General features: G+C 66.6%; 15 protein-coding genes. 7 read left to right on the plus strand and 8 right to left on the minus strand.

What is annotated here, in order from left to right:
- Nucleotides 1-26 precede the first annotated feature (26 nt).
- Entirely contained in the window at nucleotides 27-1,586 is a 1,560-nt protein-coding gene (gene murJ, locus QX010_RS09530) for a murein biosynthesis integral membrane protein MurJ (RefSeq protein ID WP_316179058.1), read from the minus strand.
- Nucleotides 1,587-1,656: 70 nt separating this feature from the next.
- Between murJ and QX010_RS09535 the strand changes: the two genes are divergently transcribed.
- Nucleotides 1,657-2,658: an adenosine kinase gene (locus tag QX010_RS09535; protein ID WP_315803914.1), complete on the plus strand. Its 1,002-nt coding sequence runs from the start codon at nucleotides 1,657-1,659 to the stop codon at nucleotides 2,656-2,658.
- Nucleotides 2,659-2,849: 191 nt separating this feature from the next.
- Here QX010_RS09535 and QX010_RS09540 read toward each other — a convergent pair whose 3' ends face one another.
- Nucleotides 2,850-4,040 (minus strand): serine hydrolase domain-containing protein, encoded by a 1,191-nt coding sequence (locus QX010_RS09540; RefSeq protein ID WP_316179059.1) that lies wholly within the window; start codon nucleotides 4,038-4,040, stop codon nucleotides 2,850-2,852.
- Between the two features lie 340 nt (nucleotides 4,041-4,380).
- On the opposite strand from QX010_RS09540, the gene QX010_RS09545 reads away from it, so the two are divergent.
- Both QX010_RS09545 and QX010_RS09550 read left to right on the plus strand, forming a co-directional pair.
- On the plus strand, nucleotides 4,381-4,701 hold the full coding sequence (locus QX010_RS09545) for a hypothetical protein (RefSeq protein WP_315803912.1): 321 nt from the start codon (nucleotides 4,381-4,383) through the stop codon (nucleotides 4,699-4,701).
- A 153-nt stretch (nucleotides 4,702-4,854) separates the two neighbouring features.
- Nucleotides 4,855-6,348, plus strand: coding sequence for an NAD-dependent succinate-semialdehyde dehydrogenase (locus QX010_RS09550; RefSeq protein WP_316179061.1), 1,494 nt, complete (start codon nucleotides 4,855-4,857; stop codon nucleotides 6,346-6,348).
- Nucleotides 6,349-6,387: 39 nt separating this feature from the next.
- Here QX010_RS09550 and QX010_RS09555 read toward each other — a convergent pair whose 3' ends face one another.
- Nucleotides 6,388-6,990 carry a hypothetical protein gene (locus QX010_RS09555; protein WP_316179062.1) on the minus strand — a complete coding sequence of 201 codons (603 nt, stop codon included), beginning with the start codon at nucleotides 6,988-6,990 and terminating at the stop codon, nucleotides 6,388-6,390.
- Between the two features lie 295 nt (nucleotides 6,991-7,285).
- Here QX010_RS09555 and QX010_RS09560 point away from each other — a divergent pair, with 295 nt between their 5' ends.
- Entirely contained in the window at nucleotides 7,286-7,975 is a 690-nt protein-coding gene (locus QX010_RS09560) for a phytanoyl-CoA dioxygenase family protein (protein ID WP_315803909.1), read from the plus strand.
- A 135-nt stretch (nucleotides 7,976-8,110) separates the two neighbouring features.
- Nucleotides 8,111-8,740, plus strand: coding sequence for a glutathione S-transferase (locus tag QX010_RS09565; protein WP_316179413.1), 630 nt, complete (start codon nucleotides 8,111-8,113; stop codon nucleotides 8,738-8,740).
- A gap of 25 nt (nucleotides 8,741-8,765) precedes the next feature.
- Here the strand turns inward: QX010_RS09565 and QX010_RS09570 are convergent, their stop codons facing one another.
- Together QX010_RS09570 and QX010_RS09575 are read right to left on the minus strand one after the other, a co-directional pair.
- Nucleotides 8,766-9,164: a VOC family protein gene (locus tag QX010_RS09570; protein WP_316179064.1), complete on the minus strand. Its 399-nt coding sequence runs from the start codon at nucleotides 9,162-9,164 to the stop codon at nucleotides 8,766-8,768.
- Between the two features lie 95 nt (nucleotides 9,165-9,259).
- Nucleotides 9,260-10,348 carry a mandelate racemase/muconate lactonizing enzyme family protein gene (locus QX010_RS09575; protein WP_316179066.1) on the minus strand — a complete coding sequence of 363 codons (1,089 nt, stop codon included), beginning with the start codon at nucleotides 10,346-10,348 and terminating at the stop codon, nucleotides 9,260-9,262.
- 171 nt (nucleotides 10,349-10,519) lie between these two features.
- Here QX010_RS09575 and QX010_RS09580 point away from each other — a divergent pair, with 171 nt between their 5' ends.
- Nucleotides 10,520-11,185 carry an HAD hydrolase-like protein gene (locus QX010_RS09580; protein ID WP_316179068.1) on the plus strand — a complete coding sequence of 222 codons (666 nt, stop codon included), beginning with the start codon at nucleotides 10,520-10,522 and terminating at the stop codon, nucleotides 11,183-11,185.
- Nucleotides 11,186-11,305: 120 nt separating this feature from the next.
- Nucleotides 11,306-11,983: a nitroreductase gene (locus QX010_RS09585; RefSeq protein WP_316179070.1), complete on the plus strand. Its 678-nt coding sequence runs from the start codon at nucleotides 11,306-11,308 to the stop codon at nucleotides 11,981-11,983.
- Nucleotides 11,984-12,081: 98 nt separating this feature from the next.
- On the opposite strand, the gene QX010_RS09590 is transcribed toward QX010_RS09585, so the two are convergent.
- From QX010_RS09590 to QX010_RS09600, 3 genes are all read right to left on the minus strand, one after another.
- The gene (locus tag QX010_RS09590) at nucleotides 12,082-12,456 is read right to left on the minus strand and encodes a nuclear transport factor 2 family protein (RefSeq protein WP_316179071.1); all 375 of its coding nucleotides are present in this window, start codon (nucleotides 12,454-12,456) and stop codon (nucleotides 12,082-12,084) included.
- A 73-nt stretch (nucleotides 12,457-12,529) separates the two neighbouring features.
- The gene (locus tag QX010_RS09595) at nucleotides 12,530-12,970 is read right to left on the minus strand and encodes a nuclear transport factor 2 family protein (RefSeq protein WP_316179072.1); all 441 of its coding nucleotides are present in this window, start codon (nucleotides 12,968-12,970) and stop codon (nucleotides 12,530-12,532) included.
- A 41-nt stretch (nucleotides 12,971-13,011) separates the two neighbouring features.
- Nucleotides 13,012-13,767 carry a glucose 1-dehydrogenase gene (locus QX010_RS09600; RefSeq protein ID WP_316179073.1) on the minus strand — a complete coding sequence of 252 codons (756 nt, stop codon included), beginning with the start codon at nucleotides 13,765-13,767 and terminating at the stop codon, nucleotides 13,012-13,014.
- Nucleotides 13,768-13,867 lie beyond the last annotated feature (100 nt).

A 13,867-nucleotide genomic window follows, 5' to 3' on the forward strand; every position in this document is an offset into this window, starting at 1 on the left:
TTTGGGCGTCGTTTGGCACGTGCGCCTCAAAGGTGCAAGTCGGCGGCGGGCTTTTGCCGGATCGCCCGGACTGTTTCGCGCCAGCTCACGGCGCCGAGGGACACGAGAAGCCCTCCGTAGAGGATGACGGCGCCGCCGATCAGGGCGCCGAGCAGCGCGGCCGCGCCGAGATGGCTGCTGCTCCAGGTGCCGGCAAAGCGTCCGGCGGCGATCCAGAGGACCGCGCCCATGACCATGGCGGCCAGCGTGATGCGCGGCAGCCGGCGTCGCGAGGCCGGGGAAAGCGCGAAACCGAAGCGCGTGGCGCCGCGCCGGATCAAGACCGCGGCATTGGCCCAGGCACCGAGCGCGAGCCCCGCCGCGATGCCGCTTGCCGCGAAGACGTGTGCGAGCAGGAACGCCAGCGCGATCGCGACAGAGCATCCGATCAACGTCGCGCGCAGCGGCGTCTGCGTGTCCTCGCGCGCGAAGAAGGCGGGCTGCAGCGCCTTGGTCAGCACCTGCGCCGGCAACGCTGCCGCGAGCCATGTCAGCACCTGCGCCGTCGCGGCGGCATCGTCCGAACTGAATGCGCCATGTTCGAACAGCAAACGAATGATCGGCTCGTTCAGGATCATGAGTCCGAGCGTCGCAGGCAGCGCGAGCCCGATCGTAAGCTCGAGGCCGCGCGATTGCACCTCCGCGAGAGCCGCCTTGTTGCCCTCGTGCAGCGCGCGCGTCAGCTCCGGCACCAGCACCGTGCCCATGGCAACGCCGACGAGCCCGAGCGGCAGCTCGATCAGGCGGTTGGCGAAATACAGCCACGACACCGCGGACGGCGAGGTGGAGGCGATGATCGCGCCGCCGACCGCGAGCAGTTGCGGGCCGGCGCTGGCGACCATGCCGGGCAGCGCCTTGGCGAAGAAGCCGCGCATCTCGGCGTCGAGGGCGATACGCACCGGCGCGGCAATGCGGCTGCTGCGTCCGCGCCGCGCGAGCAACGCGAGCTGCAGCAGCCCGGCGATGCCGATGGTCGCGGCGAGCATCAGCGCGGCCCGCGAGGGATCCGGATGTTGCATCAGCAACACGATGGTCACGCTGATCAATGCCACGTTGAACAGCAGCGGGGCGAAGGCCGCGAGCGCGAAGCGTCGTTGCGCGCTGGACAGTGCGAGCAGCACCGTCGAGGGGCCGGCGAAGGCGAGATAGGGCAGCATCAGCCTGGCATCATTGACGGCCAAGGTGAGCGTCTCTTCACCGGCGAAGCCCGGCGCGAGCAGGGTCATCACGAACGGCATCAGCAGCGCCAGCACCAGGGTGGCGGCGAGCAGGCCGGCGCTGACGGTGCCGAGCACACGGCCGGCAAAAGCTGCCGCATGTGTCGTACCAGCCTGCTGGTATATTCGCAGCCAGGCCGGCACCAGGGCCGCATTGAGGGCGCCCTCCGTCAGCAATCGCCTGATGACGTTGACGAGTTGAAACGCTGCGAGAAATGCGTCCGCAACCGGACCGGCGCCGAGCAGCGCGGCCATCAGCGCATCCCGGATGAAGCCGAGCAGGCGCGAAGCCAGTGTTCCTGACGACACAGTCACGAATGAGCGGATCATCAGGCTTCTATAGCAGCGCCGCTTGTGATAGGCCGCAGCGTTTGCAAAACGCCGTAAACGGGGCCAGTGGATGACTGACGCGAAATACGATGTTCTCGGGATCGGCAACGCGATCTTCGACGTGCTGGTGCATGCCGATGAAGCCTTTCTCGCCCGGCACGGCATGACCAAGGGCAGCATGGCGCTGATCGACGAGGCCCGCGCGGCCGCGATCTATGCCGATATGGGCCCGGCCACCGAGATGTCCGGCGGTTCGGGGGCCAACACCATCGCCGGCCTCGCCAGCCTGGGCGCGCGTGCCGCCTACGTGGGCAAGGTCAAGGACGACCAGATCGGCCGGATGTACCGGCACGATATCCGTGCCGCCGGCGTGACCTTCGATACCGCGCCCGCTGCCGACGGCCCGGCGACCGGCTGCTGCTACATCCTGGTGACGCCGGACGGCGAGCGCACCATGAACACCTATCTCGGCGCCGCGCAAAATCTCACCGCCGCGGACATCGATCCCGCGCAGATTGCGGCGGCGCGCATCATCTATCTCGAAGGTTATCTGTGGGACCCGAAGGACGCCAAGGATGCGTTCGTGAAGGCGGCGGCGATCGCGCATGACGCCGGACGCGAGGTCGCGCTGACCCTGTCGGATTCGTTCTGCGTCGACCGCTATCGCGAGGAGTTTCTCGACCTGATGCGCGGCGGCACCGTCGATCTCGTGTTCGCCAACGAGGCCGAGCTGCATTCGCTGTACCAGACCTCGGATTTCGACGGCGCGCTGAAGCAGCTGCGCGAGGACGCCACGCTCGGCATCGTCACCCGCAGCGAAAAGGGCTGCGTCGTGGTGTCGAATGACGGCGTGATCTCGGTGCCGGCGCATCCGATCGAGAGCCTGGTCGATACCACCGGCGCCGGCGATCTGTTCGCCGCCGGCTTCCTGTTCGGGCTGGTGCGCAAGACCGGCTACGAGATGGCCGGCCGCCTCGGCGGCCTGGCTGCGGCCGAAGTGATCCAGCACATCGGCGCAAGGCCGCAGGTGTCGCTGAAGGAACTGGCGGTGCAGAGCGGGCTGAAGGTTTAGGCCTGGGCTGAGGCGGCTCGGCCATTCTCTGTCGCGTGTGACACATCTCTCTCCATCGTCATGGCCGGGCTTGACCCGGCCATCCACGATCTTCGGTTTGCAGGATCAAAGACGTGGATGCCCGGGACAAGCCCGGGCATGACGCGCAACTAACCACGATCTTGCCTGCGTGGATCGAGCGTTGGGTTCTCTCACGCCGCCTTCTTGCCCGCCGCATCCAGCCCGGCATACACGCCGCGCTCGAAGCCGGCAAAGGTCTCCAGGCACAGCCGGTCGGCGAACGGCAGCAGCTGCATCAGGATCACGCCGGTGACGTCACGCGCCGGATCGATCCAGTAGTAGGTGTTGGCAAGGCCGGCCCAGGCGAGGCTGCCGGCGCTGCGGCCTTCCGGAGTCTGCGCGGTCGTGATCATGAAGCTGAGGCCCCATTTCTTGACGATGTCGGGATAGAGATCGACGTCGTTGGTCACGCCGGGCACGGCCGCGGCCATCTTCGTCATCTCGAGCTCGCCGATGTGGTTGTCGCGCATCGCCGCGACCGTCTCGGGCTTGAGCACCTGGTTGCCGTTGCCGCGGCCATTGTTGAGGATCATCCGGGTGAAGCGGATGTAGTCGCCGGCCGTGCCGTAGAGCCCGCCGCCACCCATGTGGAATTCCGGCTCCTGCTCGAGTTCGAACGGAATCGGCGCGAGACTGCCGTCCTCGCCGCGCGCATGCATGCCGACCAGGCGGGCGCGCTGCGACGGACCGAGCTTGAAGCCGGTGTCGTCCATGCCGAGCGGCGCGAACAGATGGTCGCGCAAATAGGCGTCGAGCTTCTGGCCGCTGGCGGCCTCGACCGCCTTGCCGACGAAGTCGATGTTGATGCCGTATTCCCAGCGCGTGCCGGGATCGGAGGCGAGTGGCAGCGCCAGCGCATCGTTCTTGCAGGTAATGATGCCGGGCGTGCCGGCCTTCTGCACATAAGTGGCCATGTCGCCGTTCCACATGTCGTAGCAGAAGCCGGCGGTGTGAGTCATCAGATGGCGCAGCGTGATCGCGGTCTTCGCCGGCCGCAGGATCGGGTCGCCATTGGCGTCGAAGCCGTCGAGCACCTTGGGCGCCGCGAGGTCGGGCAGCACCGTGCCGATCGGCGCATCCAGCGACAGCCGGCCCTGCTCGACCAGCTGCATCCCGGCCGCGCAGGTGATGGCCTTGGTCATCGAGGCGATCCAGAACACGCTGTCGGCGGTCATCGGATCGTCGCGGCCGAGGTCTCGCCTGCCGAAGGCGCCTTCGTAGATGATGCCGTTGCTGTCGGCGGCGACGGCGACGACGCCGGGGATCGCTCCCGCCTCCGCCTTCTGCCGCAGCACGCCGTCGATGTCGGTCTTGTTCTGCATGGTCTCCTCCGTTCCGTTCTTGATGACGGTAGGCGATTGTTCCTCGCGCCGGCCCGGCCAGCAAGGACCGCCGGTCCCACGGCCGGTCGCGATCTCGTGATGATGCGGCGCGAACGAAGCAGCCGGGGACAACAGCGCTGCGGAGGCCACAGCGCTTCAATTTTCCGCCAGAATCATGATTAGTTCCACGTAGCCGCGAGACCGACACATGGGGGCCATGTTCCCACCACGGGCTTGCGCCTGTTGTGAGTTGCAACCATTTTTGCATTAAAGAGTTCGAGAACCGGCTTTTTCGAGCCGATGACGTGTTTTGGCGGCAATGTCCGCCGTTGGGGGCGATATGATTTCGACATGGAGCGAGTGGAAGCGGTATCCCCGCCCGGGGCGCGGTGACAATATCGAGGCGCCCATCACGCCCGGCATCTACGAAGTGCGCATTGCGGCGACCGGAGCGCTGTACGCGTTCGGCGCGGTCGACAATGTGGCGCAGGCGCTGGCGCTGCTGCCCGTGGGGCAGAAATCATGGTTCGGCCGTCGTGATCCCGCCACCTTGCCGGACCTGGAATACCGCACCTGCGCCACCTCGACCAAGGCCGACGCCAAGGCGGCGGCGGAGCGCATGATCGGCCGCCGCGAGACCTATATGAGCGGCGCGGCCTGATCCCGCGCCGGCGCGTCGGCATTCAGCATCCGGTGCCGTACAGGCACGGATCGCCGGATCGAATGTACCGTTGAGGAGGCGCACGAGTCGTGCGCTGCCGCCGGGGCTTGGCTATAGTCGGGGGAAAGATCGCTCGCTCCGAGGAGTAGCCCGATGACACCGCCCGCCGCCGCCCGTGCCTCCACTGCCGCTCCGAGCCTGCGTGACCGCCTGAAGGATCCGTCGCTGCTGCGTGAGCAGTGCTACATCGATGGTGCGTGGGTCGGTACGCCGGTGCTCCCGGTCAACAATCCCGCCACCGGCGCCGAGCTCGCCAAGGTCGCGCAACTCGGCGCGGCGGAGACCACGCGAGCCGTCGAGGCCGCCGCGCGCGCGTTCCCGACCTGGGCCAGGCTGACCGCCAAGCAGCGCTCCAACATCTTGCGCAAATGGTTCGAGCTCATCACGGCCAACCGCGAGGACCTCGCGCTGATCCTGACCTCCGAGCAGGGCAAGCCGCTGACGGAGGCGCTCGGCGAGGTCGATATCGGCGCCGCCTATATCGAGTTCTTCGCCGAGGAGGCGCGCCGCGTCTATGGCGAGACCATCCCGACGCAGAAGCCGGATGCACGTCTCCTGGCGCTGAAGCAGCCGATCGGCGTCTGCGGCGCCATCACGCCGTGGAATTTCCCGAACTCGATGATCACCCGCAAGGTGTCGCCCGCGCTGGCGGCCGGCTGCACCGTGGTGCTGAAGCCGGCCAACGAGACGCCGCTGTCGGCGCTGGCGCTCGCCGTGCTGGCCGAGCGCGCCGGGATTCCTGCGGGCGCGCTCAACATCATCACCGGCGATGCGCCTCCGATCGGCAAGGTGCTGTGCGAGCATCCGTCGGTGCGCTTCGTCGGCTTCACCGGCTCGACCGAGGTCGGCAAGATTCTCTATCGCCAGTCGGCCGGCACTGTGAAGAAGCTCGGCCTCGAGCTCGGCGGCAACGCGCCGTTCGTGGTGTTCGACGATGCCGACGTCGATGCCGCCGTCGAGGGCGCGATGGTCTCGAAATATCGCAACATGGGCCAGACCTGCGTCTGCGCCAACCGCCTCTACGCGCAGGACGGCATCTACGACCAGTTCGTGCACAAGCTCGCCGCCAGGGTCGCGGCGATGAAGATCGGCGACGGCACCGAGGCCGGTGTGGTGCAGGGACCGCTGATCAACGAGGACGCGGTCGAGAAGGTCGAGCGCCACATCGCCGATGCGGTCAAGGGCGGCGCCAGGATCGTCACCGGCGGCAAGCGCCATGCGCTCGGCCGCACCTTCTTCGAGCCGACCGTGCTGTCGGACGTGAAGGCCGATGCGCTGGTCGCGCATGAAGAGACGTTCGGCCCGCTCGCGCCGGTCATTCGTTTCCATAGCGAGGCCGATGTGATCGCGATGTGCAACGCCTCGCCGTTCGGTCTCGCGTCCTACTTCTTCGCCCGCGATCTCGGCCGGGTCTGGCGCGTCGCGGAGGCGCTGGAGTCGGGCATGGTCGGCGTCAACACCGGCCTGATCACCACCGAGGTCGCGCCGTTCGGCGGCGTCAAGGAAAGCGGCCTCGGACGCGAGGGCTCGCATCACGGCATCGAGGAATATCTCGAGATCAAATACGTGATGATGGCGGGCGTCTGAACCTCGGACGCCTGAGTTCAGGCGAGGCGATATTGGGAATCAGGCCGTCTTGGGCAGCTTGTCGACCGGTACCAGGTAGGACTTGTTGCCGACCTGGAAGATGACCTTGCCGCTCTTGCCGTCGGTCGTCGAGATCTGCGACTGGCCGAACATGATGACGTTGTTGTAGACGATCCCCGTGCCCTCGCGCGTGACGCCGTTGGTCGTCACGCTGACCTGCGCCTCCTTGCCGCTGACGGACAGCACGCGAAAGCTCGCGCTCTGGCCGTTCTCGCCGGAGTAGCCGGCCCAGCTGCCGACCAGATTGCTCTCGTCGGCTGGAGGCGCCTGCTTTTCAAGCATCGCGGTGGCCTTGCCGCCGCCGGCCGAGAACAGCAGCACCGCGTTCTTGCCGTTCTTGGTGCCGAGCGTGACCGCGCCGAAGTCGATGGTCGAGCCGTTCACCTGGCCGATGCCGCGCTCGGTGCGGCCGTTGTGGGTGTATTCCACCGTCGCCGCGGCGCCTCTGATGTTGATGACCTTGAAGCTCACGGCCTGGCCGTTGGCCGTCCAACTGCCCTTCCACTCGCCCAGCAGGTTGCTCTGGCGATAGACCCGCTCATTGGCGGGCGAGATCTGGTTGGTGCTTTGGATGGCGACCATGCGTGCTTCCAAGGAGCTCGATTGCTCGTTTACCCCGTATGTCGGATCGTTGCAGAGTGTTGCTAACGAGACGTAGGTCGAGGGGGTTAATGAAACGTAAACTGGCCCCGGCGAGCCGCCCGGGTCGCGGTGCGGCCCATCGTCTCAGCGTCCTCCGGAGCGATGGCGGTCATGGCCGGATGAATGCAGCAGCGAGGGGCACCTGGCGACCTGGGAGCGAGCGGACGCTTGCCGCGGAGCGCCGGATCGCCGACCATGATGCAGCGAACCACGCCCTCTCTTGTGCGAGCCCACTATGACCGCAGCCCTCACGCGCAGCAGCGTCGGCCAGCTTCAGGACGCGGAGGCGCGCCGCCTCGATGGGGATGGCTATCTGCTGCTGCGCGGTGCGATTCCGGCGGACTGGCTTGTCGCATTACGCGACGCCTTCGAGCTGGGCACGCGGCCGTCCGAGCAATGGCCGGTGCCGCGCGGCCGCGACTGGCGCCACGCCATGGTCGATCTCGATGCGACGGTGCAGCAGGTCTGCCGCCTGCCGGTGATGCTCGCCGCCGTGCATCATGTCCTGAAGGCGCCGTTCTTCCTCGGCCAGGTCGAAGGGCGCGAGCCGTGTGCCGATGGCGGCCAGCAGCCGCTGCATCGCGACGGCGTCGATCGCCGGCGCACCGACGCCGTGTCGGCGCTGGCCTTTCTCGATTCCTTCGGCCCCGACAATGGCGCCACGCAAGTGGTGCCGGGCTCGCATCGCCTCGACGCGGACGATGCGCGGGCCGCGTCGTCTGCGTTCGTCACGGCGGGCGAGGCCGGCGACATCCTGCTGTTCGACGTCAACCTGCTGCACGGCGCGACGCGCAACCGCAGCGGCGCCCGCCGCCGCTCGCTGCTGATCACTTACGCCGTCTTCTCGCAGCAAGAGGACTGGCGCAGGACGCGCAAGTTGCGCGCGGTGCGGATGGATCAGGACGAGATTTTCGGGGCTGACTGATCCGGCTGCGTCATGACCACCGAGGCCGCGGGCCTGGGAACATGCCACGACGTCGATCGTGACAGCGCAGAACGACCCGCGCCGACTCGTTCCGACGTCACGCGCCCGTGGTTTGGTCAGACAGAGAGAACGCTCATGAAGCTGTACGATGCCGCAGTCGCCCCAAGCCCGCGCCGCGTGCGGATCTTTCTCGCCGAGAAAGGTCTCGCCATTCCCATGGTTCGGCTTGATCTGCGTGCCGGCGAGCAGTTCGAGCCGGAGTTTCGCGCGCTGAATCCGCAATGCACCGTTCCGGTGCTGGAGCTCGACAGCGGGGCTGCCATCACCGACGTCATCGCGATCTGCCGCTATCTCGAGGAGCTGCATCCCGCACCGCCTCTGATGGGCCGCGACGCCGAAGAACGGGCGCTCATCGAATGCTGGATCCGGCGGATCGAATGGGACGGTCTCCACGCTCTCCAGGAGGCCTTTCGCAACGGCACCCCTGGGCTGGAGCGCCGGGCATTGCCGGGTCCGCTGCCGCTTGAGCAGATCCCGGCGCTCGCGGAGCGCGGACGCCTGCGCGTCGCGCACTACTTCGCATGGCTCGACGCGCGGCTGGCCGAGCACGCCTTCGTCTGCGGGCCCGATTTCAGCATCGCCGACATCACCGCCATGGTGTCGGTCGACTTTGCAGCCCGCGCCAAGCTCGATCCGCCGAATCATCTCCATCATCTCAGGCGATGGTACGGCGAGGTTTCGAGCCGTCCGAGCGCAAAGGCTTAGGGCGGATGCGCGCCCGCGAGTCTCTTCAGCGTGATCCGAAGCGCTGTCTGGCTGCGTCGCTCACCGGCGTATACAAACTCACGATCGTGCCCTCCGGGTCGCGGAACTGAGCGGCGCGGTTGCCCCACGGCATCGTCTTCGGCGCGTGCACCACCTCGACCTCGTCCTTCAACCGCGCGAAATCACCATCCACGTCATCGACCTCGAACTCCAGAATGGCGCTGCGATTGGCGCCGGGCTCGGCGCTGCCCTCCTTGAACAGCGCCACGGTCTCGGCGCTGCCGATCGCGAGCGTTGCGCGCGACGTGACGATCTCGGCGAACACCGGCGCCAGCCAATCCGCCGTCTGCTCGGTGACCTTTTCGTAGAAGCTGACCACGGCCTTGATGTCGGCCGCCACCAGACGGGTCGATGCGAACTTCATGACTTTTACCTTGCGTTCGAGGATCGGTCCCCGACCCGCTATCGCAGGGCTGCTGACAGCCTTGTGTCAGCAGTGGTGTCCCAGCATCGGCCGCATTACGCCGCGAGCTTCGCCAGCCCCTCCCAGTCGAACGCGATGCCATGGCCCGGCCGCGCCGGCGCCTGGGCCAGGCCATCCCTGAGCACGAGCGGATGCTCGATGTAGCGGTCGAGGCCAAAACCGTGCGCTTCGAGGAACGAGCGGTTCGGGCAGGCCGCCAGCAGGTGCACGGTGATATCGTGCGCGCCATGGCTGGTCACCGGCAGATTGAACGCCTCGGCGAGCCGCGCGATCTTCATGAACGCGGTGACGCCGCCGCAATTGGTCACGTCGGGTTCGGGATAGGACACCGCACCGGCGGCGATGTAGTTCTTGAAGTCCCACAGCGAGCGCAGATTTTCACCGGCCGCGATCGGCACGCCGCCGGCGCTCAGGATGCGCGCGTGGCCGGCGATGTCGTCGGGAATGGTCGGCTCCTCCAGCCAAGTGAGATCGAACGGCTGCAACGCGCGGGCGGCGCGGATCGCCTCCTCGACCGTCCACTTCATGTTGGCATCGGCCATCAGAGGAAAGCCGTCGCCGAGATGTTGCCGCATCGCCTGCACGCGCGCGACGTCGGCGGAGAGAGCCGGCCGGCCGACCTTCATCTTGATGGCGCGAAAGCCCTTGGCGAGATTGTCGTCGGTCTGCTTCAGCAGCGCGTCGACCGACAGATCGAGGTCGATGCCGCCGGCATAGCAGGGCACCCGGGCATCGAAGCCGCCGAGCAGCCGGAACAGCGGCAGCTTCGCGCGCCTGGCCTTGAGGTCCCACAGCGCGATGTCGAGCGCCGATAGCGCCAGCACGACAGGCCCGCCGCGTCCGCCATAATGCAGACCCCACCACACCCGCTGCCAGATCGCCGCGGTGTCGTCGACCTCACGGCCCGCGATCAGTTCGGGAATCTCCCGCCCGACGATGTCGGCGACGGCGCCGCCATTGCGGCCCACCGTGTAGGTGTAGCCCACGCCCTCCGCGCCGTCGGCATCGCGGACACGGCAGGTGATCAGCTCGAAGGCCGTCATCGCGCCATGCGTGCTGTCGGACAGCGTGACGCTGAGCGGAATGCGGTAGAGCCCAGTCTCGATCGTCGCGATCTGCGCCATCGGCGTGGTTCCTTCCCTGGAGTTTCTTGTCAGCGTAGGCCTGTGGCTGACCGCGGGCAATTGCTGATGCCACCGGCCTGATGCATCCGTTGTCGCGGCGGAACTGATGCCTGCGTCTGCGCAGGACGGAGCGGGCGTTTACGCCCCTCACACTCGCCGCTATGCTCGGACATGTCTCAGGTTTACTCAGTGCTGCTCGACCTCGACGGCACCCTCATCGACTCCCAGCCCGGCATCGCCGCCAGCGCCGTGGCAGCGTTGCGCGCGCTCGGGCATGCGCCGGACGAGACGCTCGATATCCGCGGTGTCATCGGGCCGCCGCTGCAGGACATGTTGCGGGCGCTGCTGCAGGCCTATGACGACGATCGCGTCGACGAAGCGGTGACCGCCTATCGCCAGCATTACGGCGAGAGCGGATTGTTCGACAGCACGCTCTATCCCGGCATCCGCGACGCGCTGCATACGATGCATGGTGCGGGTTTGCGGCTCTATCTCGCGACATCCAAACGAGAAGTGTTTGCCCGCCGCATCCTCGAGCATCTCGATCTCGCATCGCTGTTCACAGCCATCAATGGATCGGTGCCGTCAGGCGAGCTGGACCACAAGCCGGAGCTGCTCGCGCATATTCTCACCAAGCGGAATATCGCGCCGTCCGATGCGATCATGGTCGGCGACCGCCGCCACGACATCGCCGGCGCCCACGCGGTCAGGATGCGCAGCCTGGGAGTGCTCTGGGGCTATGGCAGCCGCGATGAGCTCGAGACGGCCGGCGCCGACCGCCTCGTGGAAAGCCCGGCCGATCTCGCGCGCGCCGTGCTGTCGATGCTGAAGGTCTAGCTCGATCGCGACCCCTGCCCTCGCGACGTTCCTCTCAGTTCGCTCGTCAACCTTGCACCGGAACCGGAAAGCCGCGAATATTCCCGGCAGATCAGCTGTCATCACGGGGCTCTCATACACATGCAGTTCGACGACGTCATCCTCGGCCGCCGCAGCATCCGCGGCTACAAGCCCGATCCGGTGCCGCGGGCGCTGATCGAGGAGATCATCGGGCTCGCCATGCGCGCGCCGTCGTCGATGAACAGCCAGCCCTGGAATTTCTACGTCATCACCGGCGAGCCGCTGAACCGCATCCGTGCCGGCAATACCGAGCGGATGGTTGCCGGCGTTCCGCAGTCGCGCGAATTCCGCATCGGCCAGCCCTTTGCAGGCGCGCATCGCGAGCGCCAGGTGCAGGTCGCCAAGCAGTTGTTCTCCGCGATGGGCATCGCACGCGACGACAAGGACAAGCGCCAGGACTGGGTGCTGCGCGGCTTCCGTCAGTTCGACGCGCCGGTCTGCATCATCGTGACCTATGATCGCGCGCTGGACGGCAGCGACGACACGCCGTTCGATTGCGGCGCCGTCACCAATGCGCTGGTCAACGCCGCCTGGTCGCGCGGCCTCGGCGCCGTCATCAACAGCCAGGGCATCATGCAGTCGCCCGTCGTTCGCGAGCACGCCGGCATCGCCGACGACCAGGTCATCATGAAGAGCATCGCGCTCGGCTGGCCGGATCACGATTTCCCCGCCAATGCCGTGGTGTCGGAGCGGAAGCCGGTGAAGGACGCGACGGTATTCGTGGGTTTCGAAGATTAGTTGGATTCTCATGGTTCGAGACGCGCCTTCGGCGCTCCTCACCGGGAGGAGCCCGGCCGCAGGCGGTCGTCTCGAACGGCGAGGCCCACAAAGGGCCTCTAAGCCGGGGTGTTCAATAGCACCCAAAGCCGTGCGATCCGGCCGTCGACGATCTCCGCCACGTCAGCGCCGGTCACAGCCACGGGGCCATCTTTCGGCCCTGCCTGCCAAGGCAGATGCGCCAGGCCATGGTGGCCCACCGCGGTGCCCACCGGCACAAAGACGAAATCAGGCCCGAATTGTTGAAGCAGATCTCCGGCGACGCGTGAAATCCCGGCTCGACCGTTCACGACGTTGGTCGGCTCGAACATGATCGGAGTTTCGACAAACAGCTCGGCGATCGCTTCCGCGCGCTTGGCAGGATCGCGCTCGTTGAAGACGCGATTGAGGTTCGACCGGAGAAGATGGTCGTACTCGTCTGATGGATTCGACATGACTCGTTCCTGTGATTGGTTGTCGTTCCGCGTGCGGCAAGGCCGCACGCGGCGCGGTTGTGATCGGGGCGCTTCAGCGGCTCGCCGAGTTTGCGAGATTGTCGAGCAGGCCGAGCTGGCCCATCATGATGGTAGCGGCCGTGTAGCAGTGAAACGACTTCACCTTGCCGTTTTCGAGGTGAAAGACGTCACAGCATGGCGCGTGGATCTCGCGCCCGGTCGCCGGGATCGTGCCGAGCGGCAGCGCCAGCGGCCCCTTGTGCGTGCCGTTGAGCGACAGCTCGACGACGACGACGTCGCCTTCGACGTAGACCAGATCGAGCGCCCGATGCATGTCGGGAAACGCTTGAGCGTAGATGTCGACGGTCTTGCCGATGTCCGCGCCCTCGTAGCGCTTGCCGGCCGACACGTCCCAGAAGTAGCCGTCCTCGGTGAACATGGCCGTGAAGCCGCGCGCATCCTGGATCTCCGCAACCTCGTAGAGCTTGCGGATGATGCGTTCATTCTCAGTCATTGGCTTGTCTTTCACGTGGGAGGAATCCGGAGGACGCGGCTTCAGACCTGCGCCTGTCCACCATCGACGAACAGCTCGGTGCCGTTGACGAAGCTGGCGTCATCGGAGGCGAGGAACACCGCCGCCTTGGCGATCTCGTCGGGATCGCCGACTCGTCCGAGCGGAATGCGCGAGGCGAGATAATCGAGCAGGCCCTGCTGCTGCGCGGCATCGGGACCGGCGAGTTCGACGAGGCCCGGCGTCTTGGTGGCGCCGGGGCTCAGCGTGTTGACGCGGATGCGCCGATCCTTGAGATCGAGGATCCAGTTGCGCGCGAAGGCGCGCACCGCAGCCTTCGAGGCACCGTAGACGCTGAACGCGGGCGTGCCCTCGGTGCCCGCCGTGGAGCCGGTGAGGATCACCGAGGCGCCGTCGCGCAGCAGCGGCAGCGCCTTCTGCACGGTGAACAGCACGCCCTTCACGTTGCGGTCGAACGTGTCGTCATATTGCTGCTCGGTGATCTGGCCGAGCGGCAGCATCGATCCGCCGCCGGCGTTGACGAACAGGACGTCGATGCGGCCGAAATCCTGCTTTACCTTCTGAAAGAGAGCGTCGAGGTCAGCGAGCTTGGACGCATCCGCCTGCACGCCGGTTGCGCTCTTGCCGATCGCGACCACGGCGGCCTCGAGTTCCGGCTTGCGGCGTCCGGTGATGATGACCTCGGCGCCCTCGGCCGCGAAGCGCCTGGCAGTCGCGAGGCCAATGCCGCTGGTGCCGCCGGTCACGACCGCGATCTTTCCGCTGAGCTTCTGGGACATGGTGTTTTCTCCTGTTGTGGTGACGAACAGAAGATGGCGGCCGCTCGATCTTTTCGATATAGAAATGGTTGAAAGTCATCCTTGCAGGAATGTCGATATA

The organism is Bradyrhizobium sp. SZCCHNRI1009 (genome assembly GCF_032487575.1).
In the GTDB taxonomy this organism is placed as follows: domain Bacteria; phylum Pseudomonadota; class Alphaproteobacteria; order Rhizobiales; family Xanthobacteraceae; genus Bradyrhizobium.

Bases quoted from the DNA above. Each gene is read 5' to 3' on its own strand.
- QX010_RS09535 (WP_315803914.1), top strand. From the start codon at position 1,657: ATGACTGACGCGAAATACGATGTTCTCGGGATCGGCAACGCGATCTTC.
- QX010_RS09570 (WP_316179064.1), bottom strand. From the start codon at position 9,164: ATGAAGTTCGCATCGACCCGTCTGGTGGCGGCCGACATCAAGGCCGTG.
- QX010_RS09555 (WP_316179062.1), bottom strand. From the start codon at position 6,990: ATGGTCGCCATCCAAAGCACCAACCAGATCTCGCCCGCCAATGAGCGG.
- QX010_RS09580 (WP_316179068.1), top strand. From the start codon at position 10,520: ATGTCTCAGGTTTACTCAGTGCTGCTCGACCTCGACGGCACCCTCATC.
- QX010_RS09540 (WP_316179059.1), bottom strand. From the start codon at position 4,040: ATGCAGAACAAGACCGACATCGACGGCGTGCTGCGGCAGAAGGCGGAG.
- QX010_RS09595 (WP_316179072.1), bottom strand. From the start codon at position 12,970: ATGACTGAGAATGAACGCATCATCCGCAAGCTCTACGAGGTTGCGGAG.
- QX010_RS09560 (WP_315803909.1), top strand. From the start codon at position 7,286: ATGACCGCAGCCCTCACGCGCAGCAGCGTCGGCCAGCTTCAGGACGCG.
- QX010_RS09565 (WP_316179413.1), top strand. From the start codon at position 8,111: ATGAAGCTGTACGATGCCGCAGTCGCCCCAAGCCCGCGCCGCGTGCGG.
- QX010_RS09600 (WP_316179073.1), bottom strand. From the start codon at position 13,767: ATGTCCCAGAAGCTCAGCGGAAAGATCGCGGTCGTGACCGGCGGCACC.
- QX010_RS09575 (WP_316179066.1), bottom strand. From the start codon at position 10,348: ATGGCGCAGATCGCGACGATCGAGACTGGGCTCTACCGCATTCCGCTC.
- QX010_RS09545 (WP_315803912.1), top strand. From the start codon at position 4,381: ATGATTTCGACATGGAGCGAGTGGAAGCGGTATCCCCGCCCGGGGCGC.
- murJ (WP_316179058.1), bottom strand. From the start codon at position 1,586: ATGATCCGCTCATTCGTGACTGTGTCGTCAGGAACACTGGCTTCGCGC.
- QX010_RS09590 (WP_316179071.1), bottom strand. From the start codon at position 12,456: ATGTCGAATCCATCAGACGAGTACGACCATCTTCTCCGGTCGAACCTC.
- QX010_RS09585 (WP_316179070.1), top strand. From the start codon at position 11,306: ATGCAGTTCGACGACGTCATCCTCGGCCGCCGCAGCATCCGCGGCTAC.
- QX010_RS09550 (WP_316179061.1), top strand. From the start codon at position 4,855: ATGACACCGCCCGCCGCCGCCCGTGCCTCCACTGCCGCTCCGAGCCTG.